Raw genomic sequence first — 16,993 nt, 5'->3', positions numbered from 1 at the left:
GCACAGCATACTCAGAGCCGGACATTTCGTGGAATATCATTGCCAAAGTCTTTCCCGCTTTCTGACCGTCCCCGCAGGTCAGGCCGGACGCTCAGGGCCGCCGCGAGGCAGGCCAGAGGCACGGCCGGGAGCACGTACCGGTAGTCGAACTCGGCCACGGCGGGCGGTGTGACGAGCAACACAACGGCTGCCGCCCAGGGCGCCGCCCACGCCGGCGGACCGGCGTGCCGCAGGCCCCGCGCCCGGCGCACGGCGGCCGCGACGGGCGGCGCGAGCAGGAGCGCCAGCAGCACCGGGCCGGGCAGGCGCACCACGCTCTGGTAGCCCCGCAGCCATCCGGCGTAGGGCTCGACGATCTCCGTACCGATCGCACCCTGCTCATAGAGCTTGGCATAGTCGGCGCCGACCTGCGCGGGATAGCGGCCAGGTGGGCCGGGCGGGGTCACCGGGAACTCGTAGTAGGCGTAGACCTCCGCGTCGGGGTAGACCGGCCGTCCCCACGCGAACGTGCGGGCCAGCTCGGCCAGCACCGAGCCCGCGTAGTCGAGCGGCTGGCTGGTGACGGCGAGGGTCGCGAACCTGGAGGCCAGGTCGTCGTTCGCCTTCGAGAACGTGATTCCCGGCAGCTTCACCAGCGGGGAGTCCTTGCTCCAGATGTACTCCTGCGACGGCGGGCGCAGCTCCGGCGGACGGGGGTCGCACAACACCCGCAGGTCGGCCGGCGGGTTCATCCTGGCGCAGTCGGCGAAGGACATCGTGCGGGCGTAGAGGAAGACGCCGTTCGCGCCCACCAGGCCGACGCGGTGGTGGGCGGCGTAGAACCAGCCGCCGTAGGCGATGACCGGGACCAGCGCGGCGGCCAGCAGCACCCCGGCCAGGCCCACGCGCCTGCGCAGCACGAACCACGAGGCCAGGACGACGATGAGCGGCAGGCCGACGGTCCTGGTCAGGGTGGCGGCGGCCAGCAGCAGGCCGATGGCGGCGACGGTGGCGCGCTTCTCGGTCAGACTCAGCGCCACGGCGGCCACGACCAGGAACAGGAACAGCGTGTCGGAGACCAGCAGGTGCTCCAGCTCGACCTGGTACGCGTCGAGCAGCACGGGCACGGCCGCCAGCGTGCGCGCCCAGCGCGGGGCCCGGCGCGCGGCCACGTAGACGAGGACGCCGGTGGCCAGGCCGAGCAGATGTTGCGCGGCGGTGACCGCCCAGAAGCCGTGGAAGGGCTCCAGGAGCTTCATGAACATCGAGTAGCCCGCCGGGCGCACCAGGTCGGGGCGCGGCCGGAAGACGGTGACGATGTAGGTGTAGGAGTCGGGGAACCACAGGGCCGGGCGGTAGCCGAGCATGGCGAGCGCGCGCAGGGCCACACCGGCCGCCAGGACCCCGGCGAACCAGCCGTGCCGCCGCCACCATCCGGCCTCCCGGACGCGCGCGAACCAGCCGTGCCGCCGCCACCATCCGGCTTCCCGGACGCGCGCGAACCACTTGGGTTCTTGGACGCGAGCGGGGGCCCCCGCGCGCGGCTCCGGTCTCAGCCGCTGGTCATCCCGCTCCTCCTGCACCTCGCGTACGCTACCCGCGTTTCCGCGGACGCCGTGACCGCGGCGTTGGATACGCTCGCTCACCGATGGAACGTGATCGATCGGGCCGCGTACTGGCCGCGTTGTCGGTGTCGCCCGCGCTCGTCCTGGCGGGCTGGCTGCTCGCGGGCCTGCCGCTGCTGCTGGCCGGCCGGTTCGCGCCGCTGCCCGCGGTGCTGCTCGGAGTGCCCGCGGCGGCGCTGCTGTGCTGGGCGGGCACGCGCGGCGTCCTGCGCGGGAGGCGGGGCGCGGGTCAGGGCGTCCAGGCCACGCCCTGGCAGGTGGCGGGGGTCGTGGCGGTGGCCGCCGGGTCGGGCGTGTTCAACGTCGTCATGCATTCCGAGCAGCTGCTGGTCCGGCGCGACCCGGCGACCTACGCCCAGTACGCCGCCTGGATCGCCGGGCACGGCTCGCTGCCGATCCCGGACCAGGCGGCGGCGTTCGGCGGCCACCACCCCTCCCTGTACTTCCACAGCGTCGGCACGTATGCGGTGGACGGCGGGGTGGTGCCGCAGTTCATGCCGGGGCCGCCGCTGGTGTTCGCGATCGGCGACTGGCTGGGGGCGCCGTTCGCGGTGCCGGCCGTGCTGGGGGCGCTGGCCGTGCTGACGGTGGCCGGGGTGGCGGCGCGGCTGGCCGGTGGCCGGTGGGCGGTGCTCGCGGCGGCGGCGTTCGCGGTGAGCCTGCCGATCCTCTACACCTCGCGCACGACGTTCAGCGAGATCCCGTCGCTGATCCTGCTGTTCGGCGGGCTGGCGCTGGCCCAGGACGCGATCGAGGCCGAGCGGCCCGGCTGGCGGCAGGGGCTGCCGGCCGGGCTGGTCCTGGGGCTGGCCGTGCTGGTCAGGGTCGACGGGTTGCGCGACGTGCTGCCGGTGCTGGCGTACGCGGGGCTGCTGGTCGCGATGCGGCGCTCCGGCAGGCCGCAGGGCGCGGTGGGGCTGCCGCTGCTGGCGGGGCTGGTGGCGGGGGCGGGGCTCGGGCTGCTGGCGGCGTACGTGCTGGCCCGTCCGTATCTGGAGTATCTGTCCGGGTCCGTGGTGCCGCTGCTGCTCATCTGCGCGGTCGTGCTCGTGCTCACGCCGGTCGGCGTGGCCGTCGCGCCCAAGCTGGCCAGGTTCCGGCCGCCGCGGTGGTTGCCGACGGCGGGGGCCGCGCTGGTGGTGCTGGTGATGGCCGGTCTGTACGCCCGTCCCTGGTTCCAGACCGTGACCAGGAAGGCCGCGAACGCCGAGGACGCCCGCACGGCCGAGTTCATCGCCCAGATCCAGCAGGCCAACGGCCTGCCCGTCCAGGCGGACCGGCTCTACTTCGAGCTCTCGCTCCACTGGGTGACCTGGTACATCGGCATCCCGGCCGTCGTGCTGGCCACGGTCGCGGCGGCCGTGCTGCTGCGCAGGCTGCTGCGCGACGGCAGGCCGTTCGTCTGGCTGCTGCCGCTGGCGATGATCGGCTGGACGACGATCACCACGCTGCTGCGGCCCGAGATCACCCCCGACCAGCCGTGGGCCTCCCGGCGGCTGGTCCCGGTCGTGATCCCGGGGCTGATCGTGCTGGCGGCGTGGGGGCTGGGCTGGCTGCGCGAGCGGTCGTGGCCGCGGGAGCGGGTACGGCGGTGGGCGACGGTCGCGGGGGTGCTGCTGGTGCTCGCGCCGCCGGTGGTGACCTCGATCGGCACCGCGTTCACGCCGGTCGAGCGGGGGGAGGCGGCGGCGGTCCGGTCGATGTGCGCGGCGCTTCCGGCCGAGGCGTCGGTGCTGTTCGTCGAGCGGGTGACCGGCGACCGCTTCACCCAGCTCGTCCGCGGGATGTGCGGACGTCCGGCGGCGCAGGTGAAGCGGCCGCCCGGAGAGCCCGACCTGGCGGCGGAGCCGGAGGTCCGGGCCGCCGTCGAGCGGGTCAGGGCGGCCGGCCGGGTGCCGGTCGTGCTGGCCGCCGACCCCGCCCAGGTGGCCCCCTACGGGACGCCGCGGCAGATCATGGGCCTGGTCACGCGCCAGGACGAGCGCTCGCTCGTGGACCCGCCCAACGGGACGTGGTCCTTGCGGGTGAACGTATGGATGGCGGTGGGTTGACCCCGCTCACGGCGTATCGCGATAGTTCTGGACATGTCTGACACAGACGAGCTGTCGTTCGGCGACGACCGGGAGCCGTGGTTACGGCCCTGGATCAGGGCCCACCAGAGGACGGCGGCGATGATCGTGGCGGCCGTCCTGCTGGTGGCGGCGCTCGGCGGGGGCGGCTGGTACCTGCACCTGCGCTCGCTCCTGCCCTCGCCGCCGCCCGTCGGCGCGCTGCCCGTCGTGGATGGCTTCACCGTCACGCTGTGCACCGAGGGCACCCAGGGCTGCCCGCAGGGCACCGCGGAGCGGGTGCTGGCACTGGTCCGGCGGATCCCCGAGGCGGTCGCGCCCACGCTGGTGCCCGCCGACGAGGTCGAGCGGCGCTGGGCTCAGACGGCGATCATCACCGAGGGCCTGACCAGGCCCCCCGATGCGAACTGGATCCCGATGATCGAGGGCGGGGTGCGCGGACCGGCCGACTACGACGCCGTCCGGCGGGGGCTGGCCGAGGAGAAGGGCGTCCTGCTCCTGCCCCGGATTCCCGACTTCTGGCGGGGCAAGGCGGACCTGACCGTCGTGATGTGCGGTCAGTGGCAGGAGGACGCCGCCTGCCGGACGGTGGCGACCGAGGCGCAGCGCGACGCCGTCGTGGCCCGGCTGCGCGAGCTGGACGGCGTGGCCGAGGTGTTCCTCCAGGACAAGCCGTTCGGGCTGCGGCTGGCCCGGCTCTATCGGAGCGACGCCCGGCCTCCCACGCTCGCCGAGATCCCCGAGGTGCTGTACGTGCGCTTCGACGACCCTGCCAGGGCCAAGGCGGTGGGTCAGGAGATGCTCAGGATGCCCGGCGTAGGATGGTCACAGCTGATCAAGTGAGCGTAAAGCCCGTCGATGTGGACTCGGCTTCCAGCGGGGCAGAGTACCCTCGACCCCCGTGAGCACGCTTGAGACCCCCAAGAGTGGACCTGCCGTGGAAGAAGCGCCGTACGTCACGATCGTCCTGCCCTGCTACAACGAGCAGGACCACGTCATCGACGAGGTCGAGCGCATCACGCGGGCGATGGACTCCAGCGGCTACACCTACGAGCTGGTCGCCGTCGACGACTGCTCGACCGACCAGACCCTGGCCCGGCTCGAAGAGGCCGCGCCCGAGTACCCCCACCTGCGCATCCGCGCCTTCCACCGCAACGGCGGCTCGGGCACCGTGCGCCGCATCGGCACGCAGGAGGCCAGGGGCGAGATCGTCGTCTGGACCGACGCCGACATGACCTACCCCAACGAGCGCATCCCCGAGCTGGTCCAGATCCTGGAGAAGGACCAGACGGTCGACCAGGTCGTCGGCGCGCGCACCACCGAGGAGGGGTCGCACAAGATCCTGCGGGTGCCGGCCAAGTGGGTGATCCGCAAGGTGGCCGAGAAGCTCGCCGGGCAGAAGATCCCCGACCTGAACTCGGGGCTGCGCGCCTTCCGCAAGTCGGTGGCCCGCCCCTACCTGCGGCTGCTGCCGCCCGGGTTCTCCTGCGTCACGACGATCACGCTGTCGTTCCTGTCCAACCAGCACGACGTCTACTACCTGCCCATCGAGTACGCCAAGCGGGCCGGCAAGTCGAAGTTCAGCTTCGTCTCCGACGCCTACCGCTACATCCTGCAGGTGCTGCGGATGATCATGTACTTCAACCCGCTCAAGGTGCTCATGCCGCCCGCGCTGTGGCTGGTGGCGATCGGGCTAGTGAAGGGCGTCTGGGACATGATCCGGCAGCCGTTCTACTTCCCGGCCAACACCGTCATGATCTTCCTGTCGGGCCTGCTGATCGGCTCGGTGGCGCTGCTGGCCGACCTGATCGTGCGGTCGCGGGGGGAATAGCGCGTGCGCATCGCGATCGTCGGCCCGACCCATCCGTACAAGGGGGGCGGGGCGCAGCACACCACCGAGCTGGCGCACCGGCTGGCGGGCCAGGGCCACGACGTGGTGATCGAGTCGTGGCGGGCCCAGTACCCGTCGTTCCTCTACCCCGGGCAGCAGACGATCTCCGAGCCCGAGGGCACGCCCTACCCGCGGACCGCGCGGCGGCTCGACTGGCGGCGGCCCGACGGGTGGTACGCGGCGGGACGCCGGTTGCGCACGGCCGACCTGGTGGTGCTGGCGGTGCTGAGCTCCGTCCAGGTTCCTCCGTACCTGGGGATCCTGTCCGGGATCGGGGGTAAGGCCCGGACGGTCGCGCTCTGCCACAACGTGCTGCCGCACGAGCGCAAGCCGTACGACCAGCCGCTGATGAGGGCGCTGCTGCGGCGGGTCGACGGCGTGCTGGCCCACTCCGAGCAGCAGGCCGAGCTGGCCAGGGGGCTCGCGCCGGGCAGGCCGGTCGGGGTGGCGGGGCTGCCGCCGCACCTGCCGTCCACGTCGGCCGAGAAGTCCGGCGGGGTGCGCCGGCGGTTGTTGTTCTTCGGGATGGTACGCCCGTACAAGGGGCTCGACCTGCTGCTGCGAGCGCTGCCCGAGGGCATCTCGCTGACCGTGGCGGGCGAGTTCTGGGGCGGCCTCGACGAGACCAAGGCGCTGATCGACGAGCTGGGCCTGGCCGGCAGGGTGGAGCTGCGGCCCGGGTACGTCCCCGCCGCCGACGTGCCGAAGCTGTTCGCCGCGGCCGACGCGCTGGTGCTGCCGTACCGCAGCGCCACCGCCAGCCAGAACGTCTGGCTCGGCCACGAGCACGGCGTGCCGGTGATCGCCACCCGGGTGGGCGCGCTGGCCGACCACGTGACCGACGGCGTCGACGGCCTGCTGGTCGAGCCGGGCGACGCCGGGGCGCTGCGCGCGGCGATCGAGCGCTTCTACGCCTCGGGCGAGCCGGAGAGGTTGCGGTCGGGGGTCAAGGCGGTCGATCCCGAGCCGTTCTGGGCCGCGTACGCGGGCGCGCTGCTCGGCCTCTGACGGCCCAGCAGGAACGCCGCCCCCGCGGCGACCGCGTCGGCCAGCGTGAACGCCAGCCGCGACACGATCGCCACCGCGATGGCCGGAGCGGTGCCGATGACCGGCCCGAGCACCAGCACGAGCGCGCCCTCCCGCACGCCCACCCCGGCGGGCACCACGAAGGCCAGGATGCCGGTGCACCAGGCGAACGCGTACGCGCCGGTCGCCACCAGGTAGAGGTCGGGGCGGCCGGACAGCAGCCAGGTGTGCAGGCCGTAGACGAACCAGCCGAGCGCGGTCCAGGCCACCGTGACGACGACCGTGCGGCCGGGCAGCACGCTCTCCAGCGGCTCCTTGCGGGCGATGCGCAGCGCCAGGTTGAGCCCCCAGGTGAGCACCCTTGGATGCAGGCACACGATGATCACCGGCACCAGCAGCACCACGTACCAGGCCCGCCGGACGGCCTCGTGCGAGCTCAGCGTGGCGGCGGCGATCGAGATGCCGACGCCCAGGTTGACCACCAGCCCGAGCGAGATCGTGGCGAACGTGCGCCGCGGCGGGCTCCCGTGGTCGCGCCCGAGGTCCATCATGGCCGCGTACGCCCACACCGCGCCCGGGATGTACTTGCCGAGCTGGCCCACGAACATGATCCGTCCGGCCACCCGCAGCGGCAGCCGCGTGCCGAGCCCCGCCATGATCTGCCGCCAGGCCGCCAGCATGCAGACCTGCCCGGCCAGCACCGCGCCGAACGCCCCGAGCACCGCCCACGGCGACAGCCTGGAGAGGGCCTGCGTGGTGTCGTGCCAGTTCCGCGCCAGGCCGTAGCCGAGGAAGGCGAGGGCGACCAGCGCGAGCAGGACGCGCAGCAGGCGGCGCAACATCAGCCCAGGCTACGCGGGAGCCCGGGGGAGAGCCAGCATGTGGGCCAGGTCAGCCTGCCGAGGCCCGCGGCGCGGGTACTGTTGGGCGACGTGGGCAAGCAACGGGTCGCGCAGCTCGAGTACTCCGAATTCCAGTCGGCCATGCTCGACGAGGACAAACGCCGCCGCAAGGCCGCGAAGATCATCGCCGTGCTGGAGCACTTCCAGGGGCCGCTCGGCGGGCTGACCGTGGGCGACGTCGGCTGCTCGGCCGGGTTCATCGCCGACGAGCTGGCCCAGGCCGGGGCCAAGCACACGCTGGGCATCGACATCGACGTGCCGGGGCTGCGCAAGGCCGCCGACCGGTTCGGCGAGCGGGTGGCGTTCGTCTGCGGCGACGGCACGGCGCTGCCCTTCCCCGACGGGTCGATCGACGTGCTGGTGTTCAACCACATCTACGAGCACGTGGTCGACCCCGACGCCGTGGTGGCCGAGATGCACCGCGTGCTGTCCGACACCGGGGTGCTCTACCTCGGGCTCGGCAACCGGCTCGGGGTCGTCGAGCCCCACTACAAGCTGCCGTTCCTGTCGTACCTGCCGCCCGCGCTGGCCGACCGTTACGTGCGCGCCTTCGGCCGGGCCGACCACTACTACGAGCGGTTCAGGACCCGGCGGGGGCTGCGCCGGATGTTGCGCGCCTTCCACGTCTGGGACTACACGTTCCCGGTGCTGGCCACGCCGACCAGGTTCGCCGGGTCGGAGCTGTTCCCCGGCCTGCCGGGCCGGCTGGTCAAGGCCGTGCTGGCCCGCGCGCCGCGCGAGGTGCTGCGGCTGCTGCTGCCCGTCGTGCCGACGTACCTGTGGGTGGCCACCAAGACCCCGCGCAGGCCCGCGGGGCCGGCGCTGCCGCAGCCGCCCGAGCGGGTCCTGCCGCTGTGAGCCTCGTGGACGAGACCGGCGCGAGCGCGATCCCCAAGCGGTCGCTGCCGCGCCGGCTGCTGCGCTTCGGCTTCCTCGCCGTCGCGCTCGCCTTCGGCGCGTGGGCGGTGGCCAGGCAGTGGGACGCCGTGGTCGCCGGGTTCGCCCGGCTGTCGTGGCCGGCACTGGCCGGGTCGCTCGTCGCCGTGGTCGCCGCGCTGCTCGGGGCCATGCTCACCTGGCGCACGCTGCTGGCCGACCTGGGCTCGCCGCTGCCGCTGCGGCCGGCCGCCAAGGTGTTCTTCGTCGGCCAGCTCGGCAAGTACATCCCCGGCGCGGTCTGGCCGGTGCTCGCCCAGATGGAGATGGGCCGCGACCTCGGCGTGCCGCGTCCGCGCAGCGCCGCGGCGTTCTTCCTGATGATGCCCGTCCAGATCGCCAGCGGTCTGCTGGTCACGCTGGTCACGCTCGGCTGGCACCGGTTCGGCTGGGTGCTGCTGTTCATCCCGCTGCTGCTGGTGCTGCTGGAGCCCAAGGTCGTCAACGGCGTGATCGGCTTCGGCCTGCGCAGGCTGAAGCGCGAGCCCCTGGAACGCCCGCTCACCCGGCGCGGCATGCTCACCGCGCTCGGCTGGGCGCTGGCCGGCTGGACGGCCTACGGCGTGCACTTCTACTTCGTCGCGCCGCAGGGCGGCCTGCTGTTCGCCGTCGGGGCCTTCGCGCTGTCGTGGTGCCTGGGCATCGTGACCTTCGTCGTGCCGGCCGGGGCGGGGGTGCGCGAGCTGGCGATGGTGGCGGTGCTCGCCCCCGTGCTCGACAGCGGCGCGGCCATCGCGGTGGCCCTCTGCTCCCGCATCGTCATCATCCTCGGTGACCTGATCTGCGCAGGTATGGCGGGAATTGCCGCACGTCGCGACTCGGTGTGATTTGGCCCACGATTTGGGGGAGGGTGGTCATAAGCTGAAGCAAAGAGGGGGGACTTGCCAGGTCCCACGTCGATCTTGAGGGGAGAAGATCCACGTAATGCCTCGAGTGCTCGTCGATGCCGCCGCGGTCCCCGCCGACCGTGGTGCGTTGATCCGGTACGTGGACGGGCTCGTGGCCGCGCTCCACCAGGCAGGGACCGATCTGGTCGTGGTCTGCCAGCGTGCGGAAGCGGAAAGGTACCAGCGGCTGGCGCCTTCGGCCCGTGTCGTCCCCGGCCCCGTCGCCATCACCAACCGGGCCGCCCGGCTCGCCTGGGAGCAGACCGGCGTGCCGCTGCTCGCCCGCCAGACGGGGGCCGAGGTCATCCACGCCCCCTACTACTCCATGCCGCTGCGCTCCGGCCTGCCGACCGTCGTGACGGTGCACGACGTGACCTGGTTCACCGAGCCCGAGCAGCACAGCCCGGCCAGGGCCGCGTTCTTCCGCTCGGCCACGCGCACCGCCGTCCGGCACGCCCAGCGTGTCATCGTGCCGTCCAAGGCGACCAGGGACGAGCTGGTCCGCGTGTTGTCGGCCGACCCCACCCGCATCGACGTCGCCTACCACGGCGTCGACCTCGCCCAGTTCCACCCGCCGAGCGAGGACGAGGTGCGCCGGGCGGCCATCAGGTGCGGGCTGCGCGGCCAGCCGTACGTGGCCTTCCTCGGCAACCTCGACCCCCGCAAGAACGTGCCCAACCTGATCCGCGGCTTCGCCGCCGCCGTCAAGCGGCTGGAGACGCCGCCCGCGCTGGTGCTCGGCGGCGGCGTGCACGAGGACGACGTCGACGCCGCCTGCCGCGAGGTCGAGGCCACCGTCCGGGTGATCAGGCCGGGATACCTGCGCGCGCCCGATCTGCCGGGGTTCCTGGGCGGTGCGCTCGTCGTGGCGTTCCCCTCCCGGGGCGAGGGCTTCGGCATGCCGGTGCTGGAGGCCATGGCCTGCGGCGCGGCCGTCCTCACCAGCCACCGCACCTCGCTGCCCGAGGTGGGCGGCGACGCCGTCGCCTACACTGAGCCGGACGCGGACAGCATCGCCGACGCCCTGGGCGAACTGCTCGCCTCCGCCGACCGGAGGCGGCAGTTGCAGGAGGCCGGGCGGGCGCGGGCACGCGAATTCACCTGGGAGGCCTCGGCGGAGGCGCATCTCAACTCTTATCAACGCGCAATCGAATAGTTCGCTACTCTCACGGAGTGATGGAGAGCTCTTTGCCAGACCTCGAGGCGATCCTCCTGGTCGGGGGGCAGGGCACACGCCTGCGTCCGCTGACACTGGGCACGCCCAAGCCGCTGCTGCCGACCGCCGGAGTGCCGTTCCTGGCCCACCAACTCGCCCGTGCCCGGTCCTTCGGCGTGCGCCGGATCGTGTTCGCGACCTCGTACAAGGCGGCGATGTTCGAGCCCGCCTTCGGTGACGGGTCGGCACTCGGGCTCTCGCTCGAATACATGACCGAGGAGACGCCGCTCGGCACCGGCGGGGCCATCCGCAACGCCGCCGAGGCGCTCACCGGCGGGCCCTCCGACCCGGTGCTCATCCTCAACGGCGACATCCTGTCCGGCCACGACATCGGCGACCAGGTGCGCACCCACTGCGAGCGCGGCGCCGCCGTGACGCTCCACCTGACGGAGGTGGACGACCCGACGCGGTTCGGCTGCGTGCCGACCGACGAGTCCGGACGGGTGACCGCGTTCCTGGAGAAGACCCCCAACCCGGTCACCAACCGCATCAACGCCGGCTGCTACGTCTTCACCCGCTCGGTGATCGACTCGATCCCGCGCGGCGAGGTCGTCTCCGTGGAGCGCGAGACGTTCCCCGGGCTCATCGACTCCGGCGAGCTGGTGCTGGGCTACGCCGACCGCACGTACTGGCTCGACGTGGGCACGCCGGCCGCGTTCGTGAAGGGCTCGCGCGACCTGGTGCTCGGGCGGCTCGACTCGCCGGCGCTGCCCGGCCCGCAGGGCGAGCACCTCGCCCTCGCCGGGGCGAAGATCTCGGCCGAGGCCAAGGTCCAGGGCGGCACCGCCGTCGGCGCGCGGGCTGTCGTCGAGGCGGGCGCGTCCGTGGTGGGCTCGGTGTTGTGCGACGACAGCGTCGTCGAGGCGGGCGCCACGGTGAGCGACTCGGTCGTGGGCAAGGGCGCCCGGATCTGCGCCGGCACGGTCGTGCGCGACGCGGTGATCGGTGACGGCGCGGTGGTCGGGCCGGGCAACGAGCTGCAGGGCGGGGTGCGCGTCTGGCCGGGCGTCGAGCTGCCCGAGCGCGCGGTCCGCTACTCCAGCGACGTCTGACCCGCCCGCCGGGGCCGCGCGGGTGAGCGACCACCCGCCGCCGCGCGGCAGACTGGACATGTGATGGAACGCAGGTGGGAGCCCGACGGGCCGCTCGACGTGGAGCTGGCCCTCGGCCCCCACCGGCGCGGCACCGGCGATCCCGCCTGGCGCCGCACCTCCGACGGCTCGATCTGGCGCGCCTGCCGCACCCCAGACGGCCCGAGCACGCTGCGGGTGACCGTGACGGCCGCGGCCGTGCGGGCCCAGGCGTGGGGGCCGGGCGCCGGATGGTCGCTGGAGACCCTGCCCGCCCTGCTCGGCGCGCTCGACGACGTCTCCGGCTTCCGCGTCCGGCACGACGTGCTGGCGGACGTGGCGCGCAAGCACGCGGGGCTGCGCATCGGGCGTACCGGGCGGGTCATGGAGGCGCTGGTGCCCGCGGTGCTGGAGCAGAAGGTGGTCGGCCGGGAGGCGTGGCGGGCCTGGCGCTACCTGCTGCGCCACTACGGCGAGCCCGCCCCCGGCCCGGCCCCCGACGGCATGCGGGTGCCGCCCGAGCCGGTCGTGTGGCGGCAGATCCCGAGCTGGCACTGGCACCGGGCGGGCGCGGAGGCCGTCCGGGCCCGGACGATCGCCAACGCCGCCTGGCACGCCGCCAAGCTGGAGGCCGCGGCCACCACGGACGAGCTCGACCGGCTGCTGCGGGCCCTGCCCGGCATCGGCGTCTGGACGTCGGCCGAGGTGCGCCAGCGGGTCTTCGGCGACGCCGACGCGGTGAGCGTGGGGGACTTCCACCTGGCCAAGCTGGTCGGCTACGCGCTGACCGGGGAGAAGACCGACGACCAGGGGATGATGCGGCTGCTGGAGCCGTACCGGGGGCATCGGCACCGGGCGACGGTGCTCGTCTGGCTCAGCGGTCTGCGACCGCCCGCGCGCGGGCCGCGGATGGCCGCGCGCGACTACCGCTCCTTCTGACATCCCGCCCTGAGTGCGCGTCACGAACTCAGGGGTGCGTACTGTGCCTCTATGAGTCTTGTCAGTGATTCCGCGCTTCGCCGTGCCCTCGCCCGTGCCCGTGACGGCAAGGCGCTCGACCTCACCGAGGCCGTCGTGCTGCTGCACGCGCGCGGCGAGCAGCTCGACGCGCTGCTCGACCACGCCTCCCGCGTGCGCGACGCCGGACTGAAGGCCGCCGGCAGGGAAGGGGTGATCACCTACAGCAGGAAGGTGTTCATCCCGCTGACCAGGTTGTGCCGGGACCGTTGCGGCTACTGCACGTTCGCGACCGCGCCGCACAAGCTGGAGTCGGCCTTCCTGAGCCCGGACGAGGTGCTGGAGATCGCCCGGCAGGGCGCGGCGATGGGCTGCAAGGAGGCCCTGTTCACGTTGGGGGACCGGCCGGAGGACCGCTGGCACCAGGCCCGCGAGTGGCTGGACGCGCACGGCTATGACGACACGTTGTCCTACGTGCGAGCCATGGCCATCCTGGTGCTGGAGGAGACCGGGCTGCTGCCGCACCTCAACCCCGGTGTGCTGAGCTGGCGTGACCTGCAGCGGCTCAAGCCGGTCGCGCCGTCGATGGGCATGATGCTGGAGACCACCTCGCGGCGGCTGTTCGAGGAGAAGGGGCAGCCGCACTACGGCTCCCCCGACAAGGACCCGGCGGTACGGCTGCGCGTGCTGGAGGACGCCGGCCGCAGCAACGTGCCGTTCACGACCGGGATCCTCATCGGCATCGGCGAGACCGTCGAGGACCGGGCCGAGTCGATCTTCGCCGTCCGGAAGGTGGCCCGCGAGTACGGCGGCATCCAGGAGGTCATCGTCCAGAACTTCCGCGCCAAGCCGGACACGGCCATGCGCGGCCTGCCGGACGCCGACCTGCACGAGCTCGCGGCCACGATCGCCGTCGCGCGCCTGGTCCTCGGCCCCCGCGTACGCCTCCAGGCCCCGCCCAACCTGGTCGACTCCGAGTACGCGCTCATGATCCGCGCCGGCATCGACGACTGGGGCGGCGTCTCGCCCCTGACCCCCGACCACGTGAACCCCGAACGCCCCTGGCCGCAGATCGACGACCTGGCGGCGCGCACCGCCGAATCCGGCTTCGACCTGCGGGAACGCCTGACGATCTACCCCGAGTACGTGCGGGCCGGCGAGCCCTGGCTGGACCCGCGGCTGTTCGCGCACGTCGAGGCCCTGGCCGACCCCGGCACCGGGCTCGCCCGCGAGGACGCCGTGCCGCAGGGCCGTCCCTGGCAGGAGCCGGACGGCGGGTTCACCGCCGCCGGCCGGGTGGACCTGCACGTCGAGGTGGACACCACCGGCCGGGCGAACGACCGGCGCGACGACTTCGACCACGTCTACGGCGACTGGACGGCCCTGCGCGAACGCCTCGGCCCGATCGCCGCCTCGACGCCGAGCGACGTGCGGCAGGCGCTCCGGCGGGCCGAGGCCGACCCCGCCGGGCTGACCGACGCCGAGGCCGTCGCGCTGCTGGGCGCGGAGGGCGAGGCGCTGGACGAGCTGGCGGCCATCGCCGACGCGCTGCGCGCGCAGGCCGTCGGCGACGAGGTCACCTACGTCGTCAACCGGAACATCAACTTCACCAACGTCTGCTACACCGGCTGCCGCTTCTGCGCCTTCGCCCAGCGCAGGACCGACGCCGACGCGTACACGCTCAGCCTGGACCAGGTGGCCGACCGGGCCGAGGAGGCGTGGGCGGCGGGCGCGACCGAGGTGTGCATGCAGGGCGGCATCCATCCCGACCTGCCGGGAACCGCGTACTTCGACATCGCCAGGGCGGTCAAGGCCAGGACGCCCGGCATGCACGTGCACGCGTTCTCCCCGATGGAGGTCATCAACGGAGCCTCCAGGACGAACCTGTCTATACGCGACTGGCTGGAGGCGGCCAAGGAGGCCGGGGTGGACTCGCTGCCCGGCACGGCGGCCGAGATCCTCGACGACGACGTGCGCTGGGTGCTGACCAAGGGCAAGCTGCCGGCCAAGGAGTGGATCGAGGTCATCACCACGGCCCACGAGGTCGGCATCCCGACGACGTCCACGATGATGTACGGCCACGTGGACCACCACCTGCACTGGGTCAGGCACATCAAGCTGATCAGGCGGCTGCAGGAGCAGACCGGCGGGTTCTCGGAGTTCGTGCTGCTGCCGTTCGTGCACACCAGCGCCCCGATCTACCTGGCCGGCATCGCCCGGCCCGGCCCCACCGCCCAGGAGAACCGCGCGGTGCACGCCCTGGCCAGGATCCTGCTGCACGGCGCGATCTCCAACATCCAGTGCTCCTGGGTCAAGCTCCAGGACGACCTGTGCCGCCAGGTGCTCCGGGGCGGCGTGAACGACCTCGGCGGCACGCTCATGGAGGAGACGATCAGCCGGATGGCGGGCTCGGAGAACGGCTCGTACAAGACGATCAGCGAGCTGCGCGAGATGGTCGAGGTCACCGGCCGGCCGGTACGCCAGCGCACCACCGAATACGGCAGTCCCACGGCCGAACGGCTGGCCGCCGCGCAGGCGAGCGACGGGGTGTGCCAGAGCGTGAGAAGAATCTTGCCGATGGCATAGTTGTAACAAGTTCTAACAAGGGTTGCGCCCGGTATGGGAGGCACTGGAAGAATCATCACTCCACTGGAGAGAGGTTCATCGTGCGGTTGGGTCGACACCGTGCCGCGCTGCCTCCCGTGCAGCGACGCAGGAAGGCGCTCCAACGGGGCATGCTGGCCGGCCTCGCCGCCGTGGCCGTCGCCGCCGGCAGCCTGTACGTGGTGCTCGGCGGCGGTCCCGCCCTGTGCGTGTCACGAGATCCTGTTCTGGTCAGCGTGGCCGCCGCCGTGGACGTGGCGCCGGCGGTCATGGAGGCCGCCGGACGCTTCAACGAGACCAGGGCGTCGGTCGGCGGGCGGTGCGTGCTGGTCCAGGTGACCGAGCAGCCGTCGGCCACCGTGCTGCGCACGCTGATCGGCGACCGGGCCGGCGTGCTGCGCGAACGTCCCGACGGCTGGATCGCCGACTCCTCGGCCTGGATCAGGCTGGCCCGCAGCCAGGGCGCGAGCTCGCTGCCCGCGGGGGAGACCGTGGTGGCCACCTCGCCGCTGGTGTTCGCCACGCGCTCGTCGCTGGCCCGGCGCTTCTCGGTCGGCGGGACCGAGATGAACTGGCGGATGGTCTTCCCGCCGACCGTGCGCGGGCGGCTGACGCCCAGCTCGGGCGAGCCCGACGTGGTACGGGTGCCCGACCCGTCGCTGGTGGGCGCGGGGATCGCGACCGTGGCCGCGGCCAGGGACGTCGTGGGCACCGGGCCGGACGCCGACAAGGCGCTGACGGCGTTCGTCCGCTGGGCGCAGGCCGGGTCGGCGCCCGACTACCGCAGCATGCTGGACGCCGTGGACGACCGCGGGTTCTGGCAGCGGCCGGTGGTCATCGTCCCTGAGCAGTCGGTGTGGAACCACAACCGGGTGCCCTCGCCCGACCCGGTCGTCGCGCTGCACCCGCGCGAGGGCACGATCGACCTCGACTATCCCTACGTCGTCACGGCGGCCGATCCCGACGTCGCGGAGGCGTCCACCGCCTTCGCCGACTGGCTGAAGGGGGGCCAGGCCCAGGAGATCGTCCGGCGGGCCGGGTTCAGGTCGGGCGACGGCCGGCTGGGGCCGCTCCTGACCGGGTCGCAGCTCCCGTCGGAGGCGCCGAAGACCAGGCCGTCGGTGTCGCAGCAGGACATCGACGAGGCGCTGCGCGCCTGGAGCAGGCTGGCGCCGCCGACCAACATCCTCGTGCTGGCCGACACCTCCAAGCACATGGCCGAGCCGCTGAACGGCAGTACGAAGGTGCGCATCGCGCTGGCCGCGGCCAAGATCGGGCTGCAGCTCTTCCCGAACTCCACGCACATGGGCATGTGGGAGTTCGCCGACAAGGTGGGGAACCTCCGCAGCTACCGGCAGCGGGTCAGCCTCGGCCCGATCAGCGAGCCGGAGTCGGGCCAGGTGCTGCGGCGCAGCGTCCTCGACGAGCTGACCAGCACGATCGCCCCGCACCCCGACCTGGACAGCTCGCTCTACGACGCGATGCTGGCCGGGTTCCGCAGGATGAGCGGCGACTACCGCGACGACATGAACAACACGCTGCTGGTGATCACCGCCGGCAAGGACGACGGCAAGGGGATCAAGCTCCCGCGGCTGCTCGACGCCCTGCGGAAGGAGTGGGACCCGGACAAGCCCGTCCAGATCGTCATCATCGCGTTCGGCAAGGACGTGGACCGCGGCAGCCTGTCGCAGATCGCGGCGGCCACGAACGGCTCGCTGCACGAGGCGCAGGAGCCTGGGGAGATCATCGACGTCTTCCTCGGCGCGCTGGCCCGCAGGCTCTGCCATCCCACCTGCAAGCCGGCCGCCTGAGGGGATGCCGGTCGCCCGGC

The 16,993-nt window shown here is 72.9% G+C and carries 13 protein-coding genes; 11 read left to right on the top strand and 2 right to left on the bottom strand.

The features are described 5' to 3' along the window. Positions 1 to 11 precede the first annotated feature (11 nt). Positions 12 to 1,562: a hypothetical protein gene (locus ACIBK9_RS44330; protein WP_397165027.1), complete on the bottom strand. Its 1,551-nt coding sequence runs from the start codon at positions 1,560 to 1,562 to the stop codon at positions 12 to 14. Between the two features lie 65 nt (positions 1,563 to 1,627). On the opposite strand from ACIBK9_RS44330, the gene ACIBK9_RS44325 reads away from it, so the two are divergent. From ACIBK9_RS44325 to ACIBK9_RS44310, 4 genes are read left to right on the top strand one after another with little or no spacing between them, the layout of a single operon-like run. After that, on the top strand, positions 1,628 to 3,655 hold the full coding sequence (locus tag ACIBK9_RS44325) for a glycosyltransferase family 39 protein (RefSeq protein WP_397165025.1): 2,028 nt from the start codon (positions 1,628 to 1,630) through the stop codon (positions 3,653 to 3,655). A 33-nt stretch (positions 3,656 to 3,688) separates the two neighbouring features. Further along, positions 3,689 to 4,516 carry a hypothetical protein gene (locus tag ACIBK9_RS44320; RefSeq protein WP_397165024.1) on the top strand — a complete coding sequence of 276 codons (828 nt, stop codon included), beginning with the start codon at positions 3,689 to 3,691 and terminating at the stop codon, positions 4,514 to 4,516. Positions 4,517 to 4,574: 58 nt separating this feature from the next. Beyond that, on the top strand, positions 4,575 to 5,504 hold the full coding sequence (locus ACIBK9_RS44315) for a glycosyltransferase family 2 protein (protein ID WP_358282610.1): 930 nt from the start codon (positions 4,575 to 4,577) through the stop codon (positions 5,502 to 5,504). 3 nt (positions 5,505 to 5,507) lie between these two features. Continuing rightward, complete coding sequence (locus ACIBK9_RS44310; protein WP_397165022.1) at positions 5,508 to 6,572, top strand: glycosyltransferase family 4 protein; 1,065 nt, start codon at positions 5,508 to 5,510, stop codon at positions 6,570 to 6,572. Here the strand turns inward: ACIBK9_RS44310 and ACIBK9_RS44305 are convergent. Then, positions 6,473 to 7,432, bottom strand: a complete 960-nt coding sequence (locus ACIBK9_RS44305) for a YbhN family protein (RefSeq protein WP_397165020.1) — start codon at positions 7,430 to 7,432, stop codon at positions 6,473 to 6,475. The genes ACIBK9_RS44310 and ACIBK9_RS44305 overlap by 100 nt on opposite strands. Before the next feature lie 90 nt (positions 7,433 to 7,522). Between ACIBK9_RS44305 and ACIBK9_RS44300 the strand changes: the two genes are divergently transcribed. The 7 genes from ACIBK9_RS44300 to ACIBK9_RS44270 all read left to right on the top strand — a co-directional run bounded on the left by ACIBK9_RS44300 (position 7,523) and on the right by ACIBK9_RS44270 (position 16,973). After that, positions 7,523 to 8,350 (top strand): class I SAM-dependent methyltransferase, encoded by an 828-nt coding sequence (locus ACIBK9_RS44300; RefSeq protein WP_358282616.1) that lies wholly within the window; start codon positions 7,523 to 7,525, stop codon positions 8,348 to 8,350. Next, positions 8,347 to 9,255: a lysylphosphatidylglycerol synthase domain-containing protein gene (locus ACIBK9_RS44295; RefSeq protein ID WP_352349216.1), complete on the top strand. Its 909-nt coding sequence runs from the start codon at positions 8,347 to 8,349 to the stop codon at positions 9,253 to 9,255. Before ACIBK9_RS44300 ends, ACIBK9_RS44295 begins: the two co-directional genes overlap by 4 nt. Before the next feature lie 97 nt (positions 9,256 to 9,352). After that, positions 9,353 to 10,471, top strand: coding sequence for a glycosyltransferase family 1 protein (locus ACIBK9_RS44290; RefSeq protein ID WP_358282620.1), 1,119 nt, complete (start codon positions 9,353 to 9,355; stop codon positions 10,469 to 10,471). A 20-nt stretch (positions 10,472 to 10,491) separates the two neighbouring features. Continuing rightward, a complete protein-coding gene (locus ACIBK9_RS44285) occupies positions 10,492 to 11,583 on the top strand; it encodes a sugar phosphate nucleotidyltransferase (RefSeq protein ID WP_397165018.1) in 1,092 nt (363 codons plus the stop codon). A 63-nt stretch (positions 11,584 to 11,646) separates the two neighbouring features. Beyond that, on the top strand, positions 11,647 to 12,540 hold the full coding sequence (locus tag ACIBK9_RS44280; RefSeq protein ID WP_358282624.1) for a DNA-3-methyladenine glycosylase 2 family protein: 894 nt from the start codon (positions 11,647 to 11,649) through the stop codon (positions 12,538 to 12,540). Between the two features lie 51 nt (positions 12,541 to 12,591). Further along, a complete protein-coding gene (locus tag ACIBK9_RS44275; RefSeq protein WP_397165016.1) occupies positions 12,592 to 15,144 on the top strand; it encodes a bifunctional FO biosynthesis protein CofGH in 2,553 nt (850 codons plus the stop codon). A 116-nt stretch (positions 15,145 to 15,260) separates the two neighbouring features. Beyond that, a complete protein-coding gene (locus ACIBK9_RS44270; protein WP_397165015.1) occupies positions 15,261 to 16,973 on the top strand; it encodes a substrate-binding and VWA domain-containing protein in 1,713 nt (570 codons plus the stop codon). The last annotated feature ends 20 nt before the right edge of the window (positions 16,974 to 16,993 follow it).

It is taken from the genome of Nonomuraea sp. NPDC050227, assembly GCF_044459705.1.
In the GTDB taxonomy this organism is placed as follows: Bacteria; Actinomycetota; Actinomycetes; order Streptosporangiales; family Streptosporangiaceae; genus Nonomuraea.
Note: the sequence above shows the minus strand (reverse complement) of the source record. Positions and strands in the feature narration are given on the sequence as shown.